The following is a 14,371-nucleotide window of genomic DNA, read 5'->3' on the forward strand; positions in this document are numbered from 1 at the left end:
GCCTCCGGGCCTCTCGGTCATCCGAGTGCCTCGTCGAATCGGAGCACCGAGACGCCGGAACCACGGTTGTCGAATACGCGTAGGCGGGTCGTCAACATGCCGGCGAAGGTCTCGGCCTCCCACTCGTACTGCTGGTTTCGACCGTCGTCGACGATCTGCTGATGCGCACGCTGGGACAACATGTAGGCGATCAGATCGTCGCCGGCCTCGAGCATGACCTCGGCGGCCGGTTCACCCGGGTGGTCGAAGACCACATGTCCCAGTTCGTGCGCGAGGGTGTGGTCGCGGCTGGGCAGGGCCGTGGCCAGCACGATCACGTCCTTGTCCGGATAGCTGCGGCGCTGACCGCAGACACCCGGCCCCAGCCGGGCATCGGCGATTTCGATCAGGCGGCCGCGTTCGGCGGAGATCGCGAGGACCACCTCCTCCAACGTGGTGGCGTCGAAATCGGCGGCGACCGCGCACACCGCGACATTGCCGGCGACCGCCGGAATCTCGACCTCCGGCGGTCTGCCAATGGTCACGATCTGGTCCCCGGCGGGATTCGGCTGGGCCGGCGCGGGCGCCGGAGCCGCGGCCGACGCCGACGGGGCGGGGGTCGGTGCGATCGGGACCGCGGCCGGCGCGGGTGGGGCGGCGACGTCGACCGGAGGCAGGGGACCGGCGGGGACCCGCGGCATCGTCGGGAGCACCGGCGTCGGTCGCGCGGGAACCCCGCGCCGCCGAACCCGGTGCGGCAGTACGAGAATCAGCAGCGGCGACCTCGCGGCAGCGGCCCTGATCGCGGCCGGTCCGGTGACCGGGGGCCCGGGGTCGATCACAATAGCCGATTCGGAAGCCGTTGCGGCGGGGCTCGTTCCGGTCAGCAAGGCCAGGAGGGAACCAGGGGCCGCCGGTCCGGGCAACCCTGCGGGAGCCGGCGCCGAAGAGGTCGTAGCGCCTCCCGGGGCGTCAAGATTGCCATGGTTCTGGTTATCGTCTGCCGGAGTAGGCCCCCCCGCACCCGGTGCGGACGCGCCCGGCTGCTGCCGTGCTTCGGCACCGGGACCAGTCGGCCGGGAATCTGCGGAGCCCTGCTCCGTTGCGGCGTTCGGCTGAGATGCGGGCGGATGGGATGGTTGGGCGTGACCCGGATTCGGCTGACCCGGATTCGGCTGACCCGGATTCGGCTGACCCGGATTCGGCTGACCTGGATGGGGCTGACCCGGATTCGGCCGAGCCGGATTGTTGTGAGCTGGGTGAGCGGCGGCTACCTGGGGGCCGAGAACCGCACAACTACAGATCATTCCGGCGACCGCAACAACGCGCGCTACCCGCCCCATGGTCATGCGCTCGCCTTCCCTCGAGTTCTCAGCGCAGATCTCTACCCGGTCGCCACAACCCATCGCCGGGACCTCGCGATGCGGCACATCCTAACTTCAGACAGTTCGCTCGCGCAGCGAGATCGGTTGAGCCCGAATGCTCGTCGCGCCGCGGCGCGCGGAATCATCGACCCGTGCGGATCATGGCGATGGGAAGGAGGCACCGTTGCGCGATCCGGCGGGCGTGTGTCGTTGCCGAGCGGGTTGCCGCGATCAGGCTCCGTACACCGGCTCGGGACGCTACGCGACTGCGGGTTTCGGCCCTGACGGTTTCGGCCCCGAAGGTTTCGGCTCGGACACGGTGCGCTCGAAGGCGCGGGCGATCGCCTGCACCCAGCCGCGCGGGCTCAATCCCTCCGGCGGTGCGATCCAGCGGGCGTCGACGATCTCGTCACCGAGCGGATGCGCTTGATCATGGTGTGATGCAGGGTCCGAATCTGGCGCAGCAGCAGGCGCGCCCGCACCCAGAGCTCGATCACGATCCACACCGCACCGACCGCGATCAGCAGACTCGCGAGCTGCCAGGCCGGCCAGAACCAGCCCGGATCGCCGGGGCGCGCGGGTTGTTCACCGATCGCCAGTCGCCGAATCGACAGCGCGGCAAGGACTCCCGCGACCACCGTGCCGGCGGTGTAGAGCGCGATACCGCGCCCCAGCGCCGTCCAGTCCAGATTGCGCAGGCCGGTCACGGCGACGAAGACGCAGCCGAGCAAGGTCATGACCCAGCCGAACAGAATCGACCACCCGATGGTGGCGGCGATGACGAGCGCGCCGAAACCGTAGACCAGCCAGGCGATTTGACGAAGATTCCGGCGCGAGACCACCGGCCAGGCGGCGGCCGCGACCACCGACGTCGCCACCGCGAACAGCAGCCAGGTCGCCGCCACCAGCCGGTCGGCCAGGGCCTGGCCGTTGATCCCGTGCGGCAGTGCGTGATCCACCGCGACCGCGATCTCCGGGATGCCGAGGGTGGCCGCGGTGGCCACCGCCGCGACCGCGATCACGATCGCCACCCGGGCGGTGGTCGCGGGCTTCACCAGGACACGGCCGATGCGGGCGCCGGCCGCCATCCACACCAACAGCGCAGTCAACCAGAACGTCATGTGTCTACCCCGTGCCTGTCGTCGGATGTCCGAGGCGCCCCTCGGTCATCCGAGAGCCTCGTCGAATCGGAGCACCGAGACACCGGCGCCGCGGTTGTTGAAGACGCGCAGGCGGGTCATCAGCATGCCGGCGAAGGTTTCGGCCTCCCACTCGTACTGTTCGTCCTGCCCGTCGTCGACGATCCGCTGATGCGCGCGCTGGGACAGCATGTAGGCGATCAGATCGTCGCCGGCCTCGAGCGTCACCTCGGCGGTCGGTTCACCCGGGTGGTCGAAGACCACATGTCCCAGTTCGTGCGCGAGGGTGTGGTCGCGGCTGGGCAGGGCGGCGGCCAGCACGATCACGTCCTTGTCCGGATAGCTGCGGCGCTGACCGCAGACACCCGGTCCGAGCTGGGCGTCGGCGATTTCGATCAGGCGGCCGCGTTCGGCGGAGATCGCGAGGACCACCTCCTCCAACGTGGTGGCGTCGAAATCGGCGGCGACCGCGCACACCGCGGGCCAGCGTCTTGACCTCGGGCAGGCCGCTACTGGCCGCGGTAGGACGCACGGCTGGATTCGACTGGGCCAGTGCGGGCGCCGGGGCCGCCGGGGCAGGAGCCGGTGGTGCGGGTGGCGCCGCAGGCGGGACCGCGGCGGGCGCCGGGAGTGCGGCGACGACAGGCGCACCCGGCACCGCGGGGACGGCGGGAACCGGCGGCACCGGCGGGATGGCGAGCGGAGGCGCTGCCGGTACCGGCGGGGGCGGAACCGGCTGCAGCAGAAGCAGAAGGAGCAACGGCGACATCGCGGCGGCCGACCCCACGGCAGCCGATCCCGTGATCGCGGAGCCGGTGCCGAGCAGCGTTGCCAGCGCGGAACCCGTTGCGGCGGAACCTGTCCCGGCGAGGCCCGCGAGCGCGGATCCGGTGGCGGCGGAGCCCGTGCCGAGCAGCCCGGCCAGCAGCGCACCGGTTCCGGCGGCGGCCGATCCGGTGGTCGCGAGCGCGGAACCGGTAGCCGCCGAACCCGTTGCGGCAGCGGCCGATCCGGTACCGGCGGCCGCGGAGCCGGTTCCGGCCAGGGCGGATCCCGTGGCCGCGCCCACCGAACCCGTTGCGGCGGAACCGGTTCCGCCCAACGCCGAGCCGGTCAGCGCGGAGCCGGACGCGGCCGAACCCGCGGCCGCCGATCCGACCGCGGCCGAGCCGGTGCCCAGGATGCTCGCCAGACCCGCGAAGCCTTCACCGGCAACCGGAGTCGGCGTGATGGGCGGCGGCGGTGCGGAAACCTGCGACGGCGCCGGCGTCGACGACGTGGTCGAGCGTCCGGGGATGGTCAGATGGCCGTCGTATTGGCCGTCGTCGGAAGGAGTGGGCCCCGCCGAACCGGACGGCCCCTGCTGTGCCACCACGCCGGGCCCGGCCGCGGGCTGCGACACCGGGGTGACCCGGCCCGCCGGATCATCGGGCGATGACGCTGTGACACTCGGCCGAGCTGCGGAATCTCGAAGGGGCGTCGCGGCATCGGGCTGCGCGGCGCTCGGATTGCCGGAGGGGGAGCTGTGCGGGGCTGTCGGCGAGGGGTGCGGGGCGGTAGCAGGGGTGGCTGGTTGAGCGTTGGCCACCAGGGGGCCGAGGACCCCGCAACTGCCGATCAATCCGGCTACCGCAACAACGCGCGCGATGCGACCCATGGTCATGCGCTTGCCTTCCCTCAACTTCTCAGCGCAGATTTCTCCCCCGGTCGCTACAAACCTCCGGGACCGAACGAATGCGGGCCCATCTTAACTGCCGACAGTTTGCTCGCGCAGCGAGATCATGTGAGGCCGATCACCCGTCGCGTCGCGGAAACCGGAATCGGCCGCCGCGGTGACCCCGCCCACTCACCATCGGCGAACCGAAGAGGCGACGTAATAGGCACGGGCACAAGGGAATTCACAGACCGGCGCCGGGCGGATCGCGGCCGCGGAAAGGAGGCGGCGGGACGCGATCTCACCGGCGCGGATCGTTGCTGTGAGGATTGCGGTGCTCAGGCTCCGTAGACCGGCTCGGGATCGGTTGCCTTGGCGATCAACTCGCGCACCACCGGTCCCAATTCGGACGGCTGCCACCGTGCACCGCGGTCCTCGGCGACACCGTGGCGCCAGCCGTCGGCCAATGCCACCTTGCCGCCCTCGACCTCGAACATGCGCCCGGTGACACCGGTCGAATCCGGGCTGCCCAGCCAGACCACCAGGGGCGAGACGTTTTCCGGCGCCATCGCGTCGAAGCCGTCGTCCGGGCGGGCCATCATATCGGCGAAGACGGTTTCGGTCATGCGGGTGCGCGCGGACGGCGCGATGGCGTTGACGGTGACCCCGTAGCGCCCGAATTCCGCTGCGGCAGTGATGGTCAGCGCCGCGATACCGGCCTTCGCCGCCGCGTAGTTGCCCTGTCCGACGCTGCCCTGCAGACCGGCACCCGAGCTCGTGTTGATGATGCGGGCGTCGCGGGCCCGACCGGCCTTGGATTCCGCGCGCCAGTACTCGATGGCATGACGCATGGTCGCGAAGTGGCCCTTGAGATGGACGCGGATCACGGCATCCCACTCGTCCTCGGCCAGATTGACCAGCATCCGGTCGCGCACGATACCGGCGTTGTTCACCACCACATCGAGGCCGCCGAAGGTTTCCACAGCCTGGCCGATCAGCCGCTTCGCACCGGCCCAGTCCGCCACGTCGTCACCGTTGACGACGGCCCGGCCACCGGCCTGCACGATCTCCTCGACCACCTGCGCGGCGGGCGAATCGGCGCTGGGGGCGCCGTCCAGTTCCGCGCCCAGGTCGTTGACCACCACGTTGGCGCCCGCCGCGGCGAAGGCCAACGCGTGGGCCCGGCCGATTCCGCGGCCGGCGCCGGTGACGATCACGGTGCGTCCTGCACAGATCCGCTCGGAGTTGTCGGTCATATCTGCTGCTCTCATTTCCTCGGTGCGGTAAGGGTTTTCGTCGTGAAGCGGGGGCCCGGTCGCCAGGTGGCGGCTGTTATCGCGCGGCCGGTTGCGCGTCGTTGACGGTCGCCGCGTCCAGGAAGGCGGGACGTTCCCCACCCCCGTGCACGATGAGCGATCCGCCGTTGACGTAGCCGGCCAGCGGGGAGGACAGGAAGACCGCGACGCGGCCGATGTCCTCAGGTGTCGCCAGCCGCCCCAGCGGCACGGTCGCCTCCACGGCCGCGATCCCGGCATCGTCGCCGTAGTGCAGATGGCTGGATTCGGTGCCGACCATCCCGACGATCACCGAATTGACCCGCACCTTCGGCGCCCACTCGATCGCCAGCGAGGACACCAGACTGTCCAGACCGGCCTTGGCCGCGCCGTAGGCGGCGGTCCCGGGCGAGGGACGATGGCCGCTGACGCTCGAGATCATCACGATCGAGCCGCCCTGGGGCTGCTGCTGCATCACGGCATTGGCCGCCTGCGAAACCAGCAGGGGGGCAAGCAGATTGAGCTCCACGATCTTGGCATGGAAATTGCGGGAAGCGGTGGCGGCGGGGGCGAACGGCGCCCCACCGGCATTGTTCACGACATGGTCGATCCGGCCGTGGCGCTGCACGATCGTCTCGATCAGCCCGGTCACCGCCTCGCCGTCGCGCACATCGCACGGCAGGAATTCGGCGGTACGGCCGGAGCTCTCGATCGCCGCCTCACCGGGGCGGCGGGCGCACACCACGACCGTCGCGCCGGCGTCCAGATATACCCGGCTGATGCCGGCGCCTACGCCCCTGACCCCGCCCGTCACGAGAACTACCGATCCGGACAGGTCCACTTCGATTGCCACCGTGCTAACCTACCAAGCACTTGCTTGTTTTGCCAACGAATGGACATGCGATGGGGATCAACCGTCACACCGAGACCTCGGGTATCGAGGTCGTCACGATCGACTATCCGCCGGTCAACGCACTGCCCACCGCGGGCTGGTTCGGCGTGGCCGATGCGATTCGCGAGGCCGGGCGCGACCCGGAGACCAAGGTCGTCGTGCTCCGCGCCGAGGGCCGCGGCTTCAACGCCGGGGTCGACATCAAGGAGATCCAGCGCAACCCGGGCCATCAGACGCTCATCGACGCCAACCACGGCTGCTACGACGCCTTCGGCGCGGTCTACGAGTGCCCGGTGCCGGTGATCGCCGCGGTGAACGGCTTCTGCCTCGGCGGCGGCATCGGCCTGGTGGGCAATGCCGATGTCATCGTCGCCTCCGACGACGCCACCTTCGGGCTGCCCGAGGTCGAGCGCGGCGCACTGGGTGCGGCCACCCACCTGGCCCGGCTGGTCCCCCAGCACATGATGCGCACGCTGTTCTATACCGCCTCCACCGTCACCGCGCAGCAGCTGCACCACTTCGGTTCGGTGCACAAGGTGGTGCCGCGGGCCGAACTCGATTCCGCCGCACTGGAAGTCGCGAAGAACATCGCCGCCAAGGACGGCCGGGTCATCCGGGCCGCCAAGCGCGCGCTCAACGGCATCGATCTGCAGGATGTGCACCGCAGCTACCGCTTCGAACAGGGCTTCACCTTCGAGCTGAATCTCGCCGGTGTGGCCGATGAGATCCGGGCGCGGTTCGACGAGGATCTGGCCGCCAAGAAGGAGGCACGATGAGCCACAATGCGCAGCCCGCGCATCGGGCCGACCGGGTGCGGGTGTCCCGCAAGACACAGGAGGTGCGATGAGCATGCGCGACAAGCGGATGTCGTTGGAGGAGGCCGTCTCCCAGCTGCGCAGCGGGATGACCATCGGCCTCGGCGGCTGGGGTTCGCGGCGTAAGCCGATGGCGTTCGTGCGGGCGCTGCTGCGCTCGGACGTCACCGACCTGACCGTGGTGACCTACGGCGGGCCGGATCTCGGTCTGCTGTGCTCGGCCGGCAAGGTGCGCAAGGCCTACTACGGATTCGTATCCCTGGATTCGGCGCCGTTCTACGATCCCTGGTTCGCCAAGGCGCGCACCGGCGGTGAGCTGGTTTCCCGCGAAATGGACGAGGGCATGGTCAAATCCGGCCTGCAGGCGGCCGCGGCCCGGCTGCCGTTCCTGCCCACCCGCGCCGGGCTGGGGTCGGACGTGCTGACGTTCTGGGACGGTGAACTGCGGACGGTGCGGTCGCCGTATCCGGATGCCGACGGCCGTACCGAAACCCTGGTCGCGATGCCGGCGCTGACCCTGGACGCCGCGTTCGTCCACCTCGACATCGGCGACAAGCACGGCAACGCCGCATACACCGGCGTCGACCCGTACATGGACGATCTCTACTGCCTGGCCGCCGAGCGGCGGTTCCTGTCGGTGGATCGGCTGGTCGAGACCGAGGAACTGGTGAAAGCCGTTCCGAACCAGGCGATCATCCTCAATCGCATGATGGTCGACGGCGTCGTGGAGGCGCCGGACGGCGCGCACTTCACCTTCTCCGGCAGCTACGGCCGCGACGAGAAGTTCCAGCGCCACTACGTCGAGGCGGCCAAGGATCCCGAGACCTGGGCGGCCTTCAAGGCCCGCTATCTGGACGTGACCGAGGACGAGTATCGTTCCGCAGTCGCCGAATTCGCGGCGGAGCAGGCGAAATGAGCGAGCAGACAACCACTTCCGCACACCGCGACCAGCACCCGAGTCGCACCCGGATGCGCGTGGTGTTCACCCGCCCGGGCGTGATGAGTGTGCGTTTCGACCAGGCCCCCGTCCGATCCGAGGAGCGCCGATGAGCGACACCACCACTGTGACCCGCGCCGAGGTGTGCGCGGTCGCCTGCGCCGAGATCTTCCGCGGCGCGGGTGAGATCATGGCCAGCCCGATGTCGCCGACCCCCACCATCGGGGCCCGGCTGGCGCGGCTGACCTTCGAACCGGATCTGCTGATCTCCGACGGTGAGAGCCTGCTGCTCGCCGAAACCCCCGCGCTGGGCGCCAAGGCTCCCACCGAGGGCTGGATTCCGTTCGGCAAGGTGTTCGACGTCGTGGCTTCCGGGCGGCGCCATGTCGTCATGGGCGCCAACCAGATCGACCGCTACGGCAACCAGAATCTGTCCGCCTTCGGCGCGCTGCAGCAGCCGAGCCGGCAGATGTTCGGTGTGCGCGGCGCACCGGGTAACACCATCAACCACGCGACCAGCTACTTCATGCCCAAGCACAGCAAGCGCGTGTTCTGCGAGACCGTCGATATCGTGTGCGGAATCGGTTACGACAAGATCGATCCCGAGAATCCGGCGTATCGGTTCCACCACCTGCATCGGGTGATCAGCAATCTGGGCGTGTTCGACTTCGGCGGTCCCGGCCACACCCTGCGGGCGCTGTCGCTGCATCCGGGGGTCACCGCCGACGAGGTCGCCGAGAACACCGCGTTCGAGGTGGCCGGACTGGACAGCGCCGAGGTGACCCGCACGCCCACCGAGGAAGAACTGCGGATCATTCGGACGGTGCTGGATCCCAAGGGAATCCGGGAAAAGGAAGTGGCCTCGTGAGCGGCCGGCTGAGGACTCCGCTGACCGAGCTGGTCGGCATCGAGCATCCGATCGTGCAGACCGGGATGGGCTGGGTGGCCGGGCCGGGTCTGGTCGCCGCGACCGCCGACGCCGGCGGCCTGGGCATCCTGGCCTCGGCGACGATGACGCTCGAGGAACTCGAGGTCGCGATCGCCAAGACGAAGGCCAAGACCGACAAGCCCTTCGGTGTGAACATCCGCGCCGACCTGTCCGACGCGCCCGATCGGATCGAGTTGATGATCCGCGAGGGCGTGAAGGTCGCCTCGTTCGCGCTGGCCCCGAAGAAGGAACTGATCGCGCGCCTGAAGGACAACGGCGTCGTGGTCATGCCGTCCATCGGCGCGGCCAAGCATGCGGTCAAAGTCGCCTCATGGGGCGCGGACGCGGTGATCGTGCAGGGCGGTGAGGGCGGCGGACACACCGGTTCGGTGGCTACCACGCTGCTGTTGCCCTCGGTACTGGACGCGGTCGATATTCCGGTCGTGGCCGGCGGCGGATTCTTCGACGGCCGCGGTCTGGCCGCCGCCCTGGCCTACGGCGCGGCGGGCGTCGCGATGGGTACCCGGTTCCTCCTCACCCAGGACTCGAGTGTGCCGGATTCCGTGAAACAGCAGTACCTTTCGCGCGGTCTGCAGGACACGGTCGTCTCGCTGAAGGTCGACGGTATGCCGCACCGCGTACTCAACACCGAGCTGGTCGACAAGCTGGAACATTCGGGCAGCTATCGCGGCCTCGTCGCCGCGGTCTCGAACGCCGTCAAGTTCAAGGGTATGACCGGCATGAAATGGTCGACCATGATCAAGGACGGCCTTGCCATGCGCAAGCAGAAGGACCTCACCTGGTCCCAGGTGATCATGGCCGCCAACACTCCCATGCTGCTGAAAGCCGGCCTGGTGGAGGGCAATACGCACGCGGGTGTGCTGGCGTCGGGCCAGGTCGCCGGCATCATCGACGATCTGCCCACGGTCGCCGAGCTGATCGACCGCATCATCGAGGAAGCAATCGCGCGGATCGACACGATCGCCGCGCTCCGTGACGGCGCCGAGGCGACCCCCGGCCCGTCGGCGTAACCGAAGACGTTCGGCCGCAAGGAAAGGCCGCCTCGCCGATGCCGGCGGGGCGGCCTTTCCGGTTCGCGCTACTCCCCCGACAGGTCGGCCGACAGATCACGCACCTCGACACCTTCCGGAATCTGCACCTCCGCAACGGGTTCCGGGCGATCGTCGAATTCCAGCCGCAGGGCGCGGCACATCGTGGCGTGCATGTCGTACAGCGCGGTGATGTAGGTCAGTTCCAGAATCTCCGGATCGCTGAGGTTGGCTCGCAGGACCGCGAACACCTCGTCCGGCACCCGGCCGCCATCGTGGACCAGGCAGTCGGTGTAGGCCAGAATCGCGCGCTCGAGTTGGGAGAAACAGTCGCTGATCTGCCAGGACGGGATGGCCGCGATCTTCTCCTCGGGCGCACCCAGCGACCGCATCTGCTTGCAGTGCTGGGAGAACACGAACTGACTGCCGCGCGCGTATCCGGCCCGGCACTGTCCCAGTTCGCGCAGCAACGGATCGAGGCGGGAGTTGCGGTAGACGGCGAAGCCCCGGACCGCGTGCCGGAACACCTCCGGTGACTGCGCGAAGACGGTCCACCAGTCGCCGGGGGTGGCGTGGACGGTGCCGTGGTCGACGGCCGGATCGCGGTCGGGTCCGAACAGCCGGTCATAATAGAACAGGATCCGCTCGTCGGTAACTTCGGCGCGCGGGACTTCACGCAGGCGGGGCATGTTTCGAACCTCTCGGTAGTGCGGTTTCGCGGAGGGTGGATCGGGATCAGAGTTCGGCGGCGGCGCGGCGATCGGCGGCGGTCTTCGGCTCGTGCGAGACATCGGCCTCGGTGAAAGTTCTGGTCCAGCAGGAGAATTCGAGCAGTACGCCGTCCGGGTCCTGGAAATAGAACGACCGCACGAAGGTTCCGGGGTGCACATCGCGGGAGACTCCCGCGGGGCTGTCGTCGTGATTGAGGACCCGGCTGACCTTGATGCCCTCGGCCTGCACCCGCTGGTAGTAGTCGTCGAACAGTTCCGGCGGCACGGCGAACGCCACATGGTTCATCGAGCCCACTCCGCTCACCAACTCCCCCTCGTCCGGAAGTCCTTTGGGCGCGGCCAGTCCGGGGGTGGCATCGGGCGCATCGGCGAGCCAGAAGAAGGCGATGGTGTTGCCGCCGCCGCAGTCGAAGAAGAAGTGCTGACCGAGGTTGTGCGGGAGCTCGATGGTTTTGATCAACGGCATGCCCAGGGTGCCGGAGTAGAACTCGATCGTCCGGCGCATATCGGAACACACCAGGGCGAGATGGTTGATTCCGCGTAGTTCGTATTTCGGGTTGGCGGCGCTCATTGCAATCCTTCCGCTGTGGTGCCGATTCGACCTCCGTGACGGGTCCGCACCTTTACTGTGAGCTGGGATTCTCCCGGCTGAACTGACTTGACAGTCATGTCATGTTCGTGGATAGTGTGATCCGTGCCGAAGTCATCTGTCAATAGCGCGCCCACCCCCGTCGACAACCTGACGCCCCGGGGCCGCAAGACACGCGACGCATTGCTGGACGCGGCGCGCAAGGTGTTCGAGACCGTCGGATTCCTCGATACCCGAGTGGAACAGATCAGCGAGGAGGCAGGCGTCTCCTACGGCACCTTCTACCGCTATTTCGAGTCCAAGGAACATGTGTTCGGCGAGTTGAGCACGCGGCTGTTCGACGATATGCACCGTCGCGAACCCATGCCCGCGGGACTCTCGCCGGCCGCCCGGCTCATCGCCGCCAATCGGTCCTATTACGCGGCCTACCGGCGCAATGCCCGGATGATGGCGATCGTCGAGCAGGTCGCGACCTTCAACGAGGATTTCCGGCGGCTGCGCCACGAACATCGGCGTCAACTCATCGAGCGCACCGCGCAGTCGATCGCCCGCTGGCAGCGCGAGGGCTTGGTTCGCGCGTCTCTGGATCCGGAACTGGCCGCGCGGGCCATGTCCGCGATGGTCGACCACACCCTCTACCTGTGGCTGATCCAGGGCGAGGACGCCGACGAGGACGCGCTGCTGAACACCCTCGACCAGATGTCGGTCAGCGCGCTGGGTCTCGATCCGGACGACAGATAACGGCAGTTTCGCGGGTGCGGGTGTCCCGCACACGACAGGAGGCAGTATGAGAACGGACCCACCGGACACCGCACATCCCGACGCGGGCGACGGCGAGGCCGATACCGCGCACCCGGCGGCCGGACCGCTCGACGGCTTCCGCGTGCTCGAGCTGGGAACACTGATCGCGGGGCCGTACTGCGGACGCCTGCTCGGTGATATGGGGGCCGACGTCATCAAGATCGAAGCGCCGGATCGTCCCGACCCCCTTCGCGATTGGGGTCAGTCGGCCGGTGGCGGCCACCAGTACTTCTGGACCGTGCACGCCCGCAACAAGCGGTGCGTGAGCCTCGATCTGCGTGTCCCGGCGGGGCGCGACATCTTCCTGGAATTGGCGCGCACGGCCGATGTCGTGGTCGAGAGTTTCCGGCCCGGCACGCTGGAGCGCTGGGGTCTCGGCTACGACGTGCTCGGGGAACTGAATCCGGGGCTGGTGCTGGCAAGGGTCTCCGGTTACGGGCAGACCGGGCCGTACGCGTCCCGGGCGGGATACGCCTCGGTGGCCGAAGGCATCAGCGGACTGCGCCACCTCAACGGATTCCCGGGACAGGCGCCGCCGCGAATGGCGTTGTCGCTGGGCGACAGTCTGGCCGGACTGTTCGCCTTCCAGGGCGTCCTCGCCGCACTGCTGGTGCGGGAGCGGACCGGGCTCGGGCAGGTGGTGGACGCGGCGCTGACCGAGGCGTCGCTGGCGATCCAGGAGTCCACGGTTCCGGATTTCCACAAGACCGGACATGTGCGCCAGCCGTCGGGCACCCGGCTGGACCGGGTGGCGCCGTCGAATCTCTACAAGGCCAAGGACGGGCTGTGGGTGATCATCGCGGCCAATCAGGACACGGTCTTCGGGCGGCTGGTCACCGCGATGGGCCGGCCCGAACTCGCTTCCGACTCACGGTATTCCACCCATTCGGCGCGCGGTGAGCGGCAGGACGAGCTCGACGAGATGATCGCGGCCTGGGCCGGAGATTTCACCGCCGCCGATCTGATCGATCTGCTGAACCGCCACGGCGTGGTCGCCGGCCCGGTGAACACCGTCGCCGAGGTGATGGCGGATCCCCAGTTCACCGCGCGCGGCATCTTCGTCGACCACGTCGATCCGTCCGTCGGCAGCGACGACGCCGGATACGATCCCGTCCCGGTCAAGGGCGTCGGTGTGGTGCCGCGACTCAGCGCCACCGCCGGTGGCGTGCGCTGGGGTGGCCCGAGCCGGCCGGGCACGCATACCGACGAAGTACTGGGTGAGCTGCTCGGATACGACGCCGACCGGCTGGCGAATCTGCGCGGCGAAGGCACGATCGGATGACCGCCGTCGACATTCGCGAGGTGGGGCCGCGCGACGGTCTGCAGATCGAGGAACCGATTCCCACCGAGGCCAAACTCGCCTTCATCGACGCCCTCGTCGCCACCGGTGTGCGCCGGATCGAGGTCACCTCGTTCGTCTCGCCGCGCGCGATACCGGCCCTCGCCGACGCCGAAGCCGTTGCCGCACAACTGGACCGGTGGCCGGGCGTGGAATTCTCCGCCCTGGTCGCGGGGCTCGGTGGGGTGCGGCGCGCACTCACCGCCGGTGTGCATCGGCTGGAGTACGTCGTGTCGGCGTCCGATGGGCACAGCCGGGCGAACGTGGGACGCGACAGTGCCGAATCGATCGCCCTCATCGACCCCATCGCCGAACAGGCTCATGCGGTCGGCGGGCAACTCGAGGTGATCATCGCGATCGCCTTCGACTGCCCGTTCGACGGCCGCACCCCGCCGGAGCGGGTGGCCGAGATCGCCGCGCGGGCAGTGGCTTCCGGCGCCGATTCGCTCGCCGTCGCCGATACCGTCGGCACCGCCTCGCCGGTCCGCACCGCGGATGTGATCGACCGAGTACGTGCGGCGGCGCCCGATACCGAACTCGGCATACATCTGCACAACACGCGCGGGCAGGGACTCGCCAATGCCTGGGCCGCCTACGAACACGGCGTCCGCCGATTCGATTCCGCCGCAGGCGGTCTCGGCGGATGCCCGTTCGCCCCCGGAGCGAGCGGCAATATCGCGACCGAGGAATTGGCCTATCTGTTCGACGACGGCGGCATCGAGACCGGCATCGATATCGACCGGGCGCTCGACGCCGCCCGGCTGATCTCGCGCCTGCTCGGCAAACCCGTCGACAGCAATCTGCTCACCGCGGGCGGCCGCCTGCGGCCCAGCAATGCGGCATCACAGTGAGCCGCACGAGAACGACCCGGAGGTCCTTC

At 68.9% G+C, this 14,371-nt stretch carries 16 protein-coding genes; 9 read left to right on the forward strand and 7 right to left on the reverse strand.

Annotation, left to right across the window (positions count from 1 at the left end; genetic code table 11):
- Positions 1-17: 17 nt before the first annotated feature.
- The 3 genes from IG65_RS0131865 to IG65_RS0131875 form a co-directional block, all read right to left on the reverse strand.
- The gene (locus IG65_RS0131865; protein ID WP_231509565.1) at positions 18-524 is read right to left on the reverse strand and encodes an ImmA/IrrE family metallo-endopeptidase; all 507 of its coding nucleotides are present in this window, start codon (positions 522-524) and stop codon (positions 18-20) included.
- 1,184 nt (positions 525-1,708) lie between these two features.
- Complete coding sequence (locus IG65_RS35365) at positions 1,709-2,464, reverse strand: hypothetical protein (RefSeq protein WP_231509566.1); 756 nt, start codon at positions 2,462-2,464, stop codon at positions 1,709-1,711.
- A gap of 45 nt (positions 2,465-2,509) precedes the next feature.
- Entirely contained in the window at positions 2,510-3,022 is a 513-nt protein-coding gene (locus IG65_RS0131875; RefSeq protein ID WP_051757279.1) for an ImmA/IrrE family metallo-endopeptidase, read from the reverse strand.
- 365 nt (positions 3,023-3,387) lie between these two features.
- Here IG65_RS0131875 and IG65_RS36295 point away from each other — a divergent pair, with 365 nt between their 5' ends.
- The gene (locus tag IG65_RS36295) at positions 3,388-4,059 is read left to right on the forward strand and encodes a hypothetical protein (protein ID WP_156055885.1); all 672 of its coding nucleotides are present in this window, start codon (positions 3,388-3,390) and stop codon (positions 4,057-4,059) included.
- A 415-nt stretch (positions 4,060-4,474) separates the two neighbouring features.
- On the opposite strand, the gene IG65_RS0131890 is transcribed toward IG65_RS36295, so the two are convergent.
- Both IG65_RS0131890 and IG65_RS0131895 read right to left on the reverse strand, forming a co-directional pair.
- A complete protein-coding gene (locus IG65_RS0131890) occupies positions 4,475-5,392 on the reverse strand; it encodes an SDR family oxidoreductase (RefSeq protein WP_030518664.1) in 918 nt (305 codons plus the stop codon).
- Positions 5,393-5,468: 76 nt separating this feature from the next.
- Positions 5,469-6,263 carry an SDR family oxidoreductase gene (locus IG65_RS0131895; RefSeq protein ID WP_369801631.1) on the reverse strand — a complete coding sequence of 265 codons (795 nt, stop codon included), beginning with the start codon at positions 6,261-6,263 and terminating at the stop codon, positions 5,469-5,471.
- Positions 6,264-6,313: 50 nt separating this feature from the next.
- Between IG65_RS0131895 and IG65_RS0131900 the strand changes: the two genes are divergently transcribed.
- The 5 genes from IG65_RS0131900 (at position 6,314) to IG65_RS0131920 (ending at position 10,013) form a co-directional block, all read left to right on the forward strand.
- On the forward strand, positions 6,314-7,078 hold the full coding sequence (locus IG65_RS0131900; RefSeq protein WP_030518666.1) for an enoyl-CoA hydratase family protein: 765 nt from the start codon (positions 6,314-6,316) through the stop codon (positions 7,076-7,078).
- Between the two features lie 73 nt (positions 7,079-7,151).
- The gene (locus IG65_RS0131905; RefSeq protein ID WP_030518667.1) at positions 7,152-8,033 is read left to right on the forward strand and encodes a CoA transferase subunit A; all 882 of its coding nucleotides are present in this window, start codon (positions 7,152-7,154) and stop codon (positions 8,031-8,033) included.
- Positions 8,030-8,167, forward strand: a complete 138-nt coding sequence (locus tag IG65_RS38180; RefSeq protein ID WP_156055886.1) for a hypothetical protein — start codon at positions 8,030-8,032, stop codon at positions 8,165-8,167. The genes IG65_RS0131905 and IG65_RS38180 overlap by 4 nt, the downstream gene beginning before the upstream one ends.
- Complete coding sequence (locus tag IG65_RS0131915; protein WP_030518668.1) at positions 8,164-8,922, forward strand: CoA-transferase subunit beta; 759 nt, start codon at positions 8,164-8,166, stop codon at positions 8,920-8,922. Before IG65_RS38180 ends, IG65_RS0131915 begins: the two co-directional genes overlap by 4 nt.
- Positions 8,919-10,013 (forward strand): nitronate monooxygenase family protein, encoded by a 1,095-nt coding sequence (locus IG65_RS0131920; RefSeq protein WP_030518669.1) that lies wholly within the window; start codon positions 8,919-8,921, stop codon positions 10,011-10,013. Before IG65_RS0131915 ends, IG65_RS0131920 begins: the two co-directional genes overlap by 4 nt.
- Before the next feature lie 68 nt (positions 10,014-10,081).
- On the opposite strand, the gene IG65_RS0131925 is transcribed toward IG65_RS0131920, so the two are convergent.
- The gene (locus tag IG65_RS0131925; protein WP_030518670.1) at positions 10,082-10,720 is read right to left on the reverse strand and encodes a carboxymuconolactone decarboxylase family protein; all 639 of its coding nucleotides are present in this window, start codon (positions 10,718-10,720) and stop codon (positions 10,082-10,084) included.
- Positions 10,721-10,766: 46 nt separating this feature from the next.
- Positions 10,767-11,333, reverse strand: a complete 567-nt coding sequence (locus IG65_RS0131930) for a VOC family protein (RefSeq protein ID WP_030518671.1) — start codon at positions 11,331-11,333, stop codon at positions 10,767-10,769.
- 123 nt (positions 11,334-11,456) lie between these two features.
- On the opposite strand from IG65_RS0131930, the gene IG65_RS0131935 reads away from it, so the two are divergent.
- Genes IG65_RS0131935 through IG65_RS0131945 form a run of 3 tightly spaced genes read left to right on the forward strand, consistent with a single transcriptional unit; the run spans position 11,457 to position 14,342 of the window.
- Complete coding sequence (locus IG65_RS0131935; protein WP_030518672.1) at positions 11,457-12,092, forward strand: TetR/AcrR family transcriptional regulator; 636 nt, start codon at positions 11,457-11,459, stop codon at positions 12,090-12,092.
- A 46-nt stretch (positions 12,093-12,138) separates the two neighbouring features.
- Positions 12,139-13,434: a CaiB/BaiF CoA-transferase family protein gene (locus IG65_RS0131940; protein ID WP_081879903.1), complete on the forward strand. Its 1,296-nt coding sequence runs from the start codon at positions 12,139-12,141 to the stop codon at positions 13,432-13,434.
- On the forward strand, positions 13,431-14,342 hold the full coding sequence (locus tag IG65_RS0131945) for a hydroxymethylglutaryl-CoA lyase (RefSeq protein WP_030518674.1): 912 nt from the start codon (positions 13,431-13,433) through the stop codon (positions 14,340-14,342). Before IG65_RS0131940 ends, IG65_RS0131945 begins: the two co-directional genes overlap by 4 nt.
- Positions 14,343-14,371 lie beyond the last annotated feature (29 nt).

The sequence above is a fragment of the Nocardia sp. NRRL WC-3656 genome (assembly GCF_000720265.1).
Lineage (GTDB): Bacteria > Actinomycetota > Actinomycetes > Mycobacteriales > Mycobacteriaceae > Nocardia > Nocardia nova.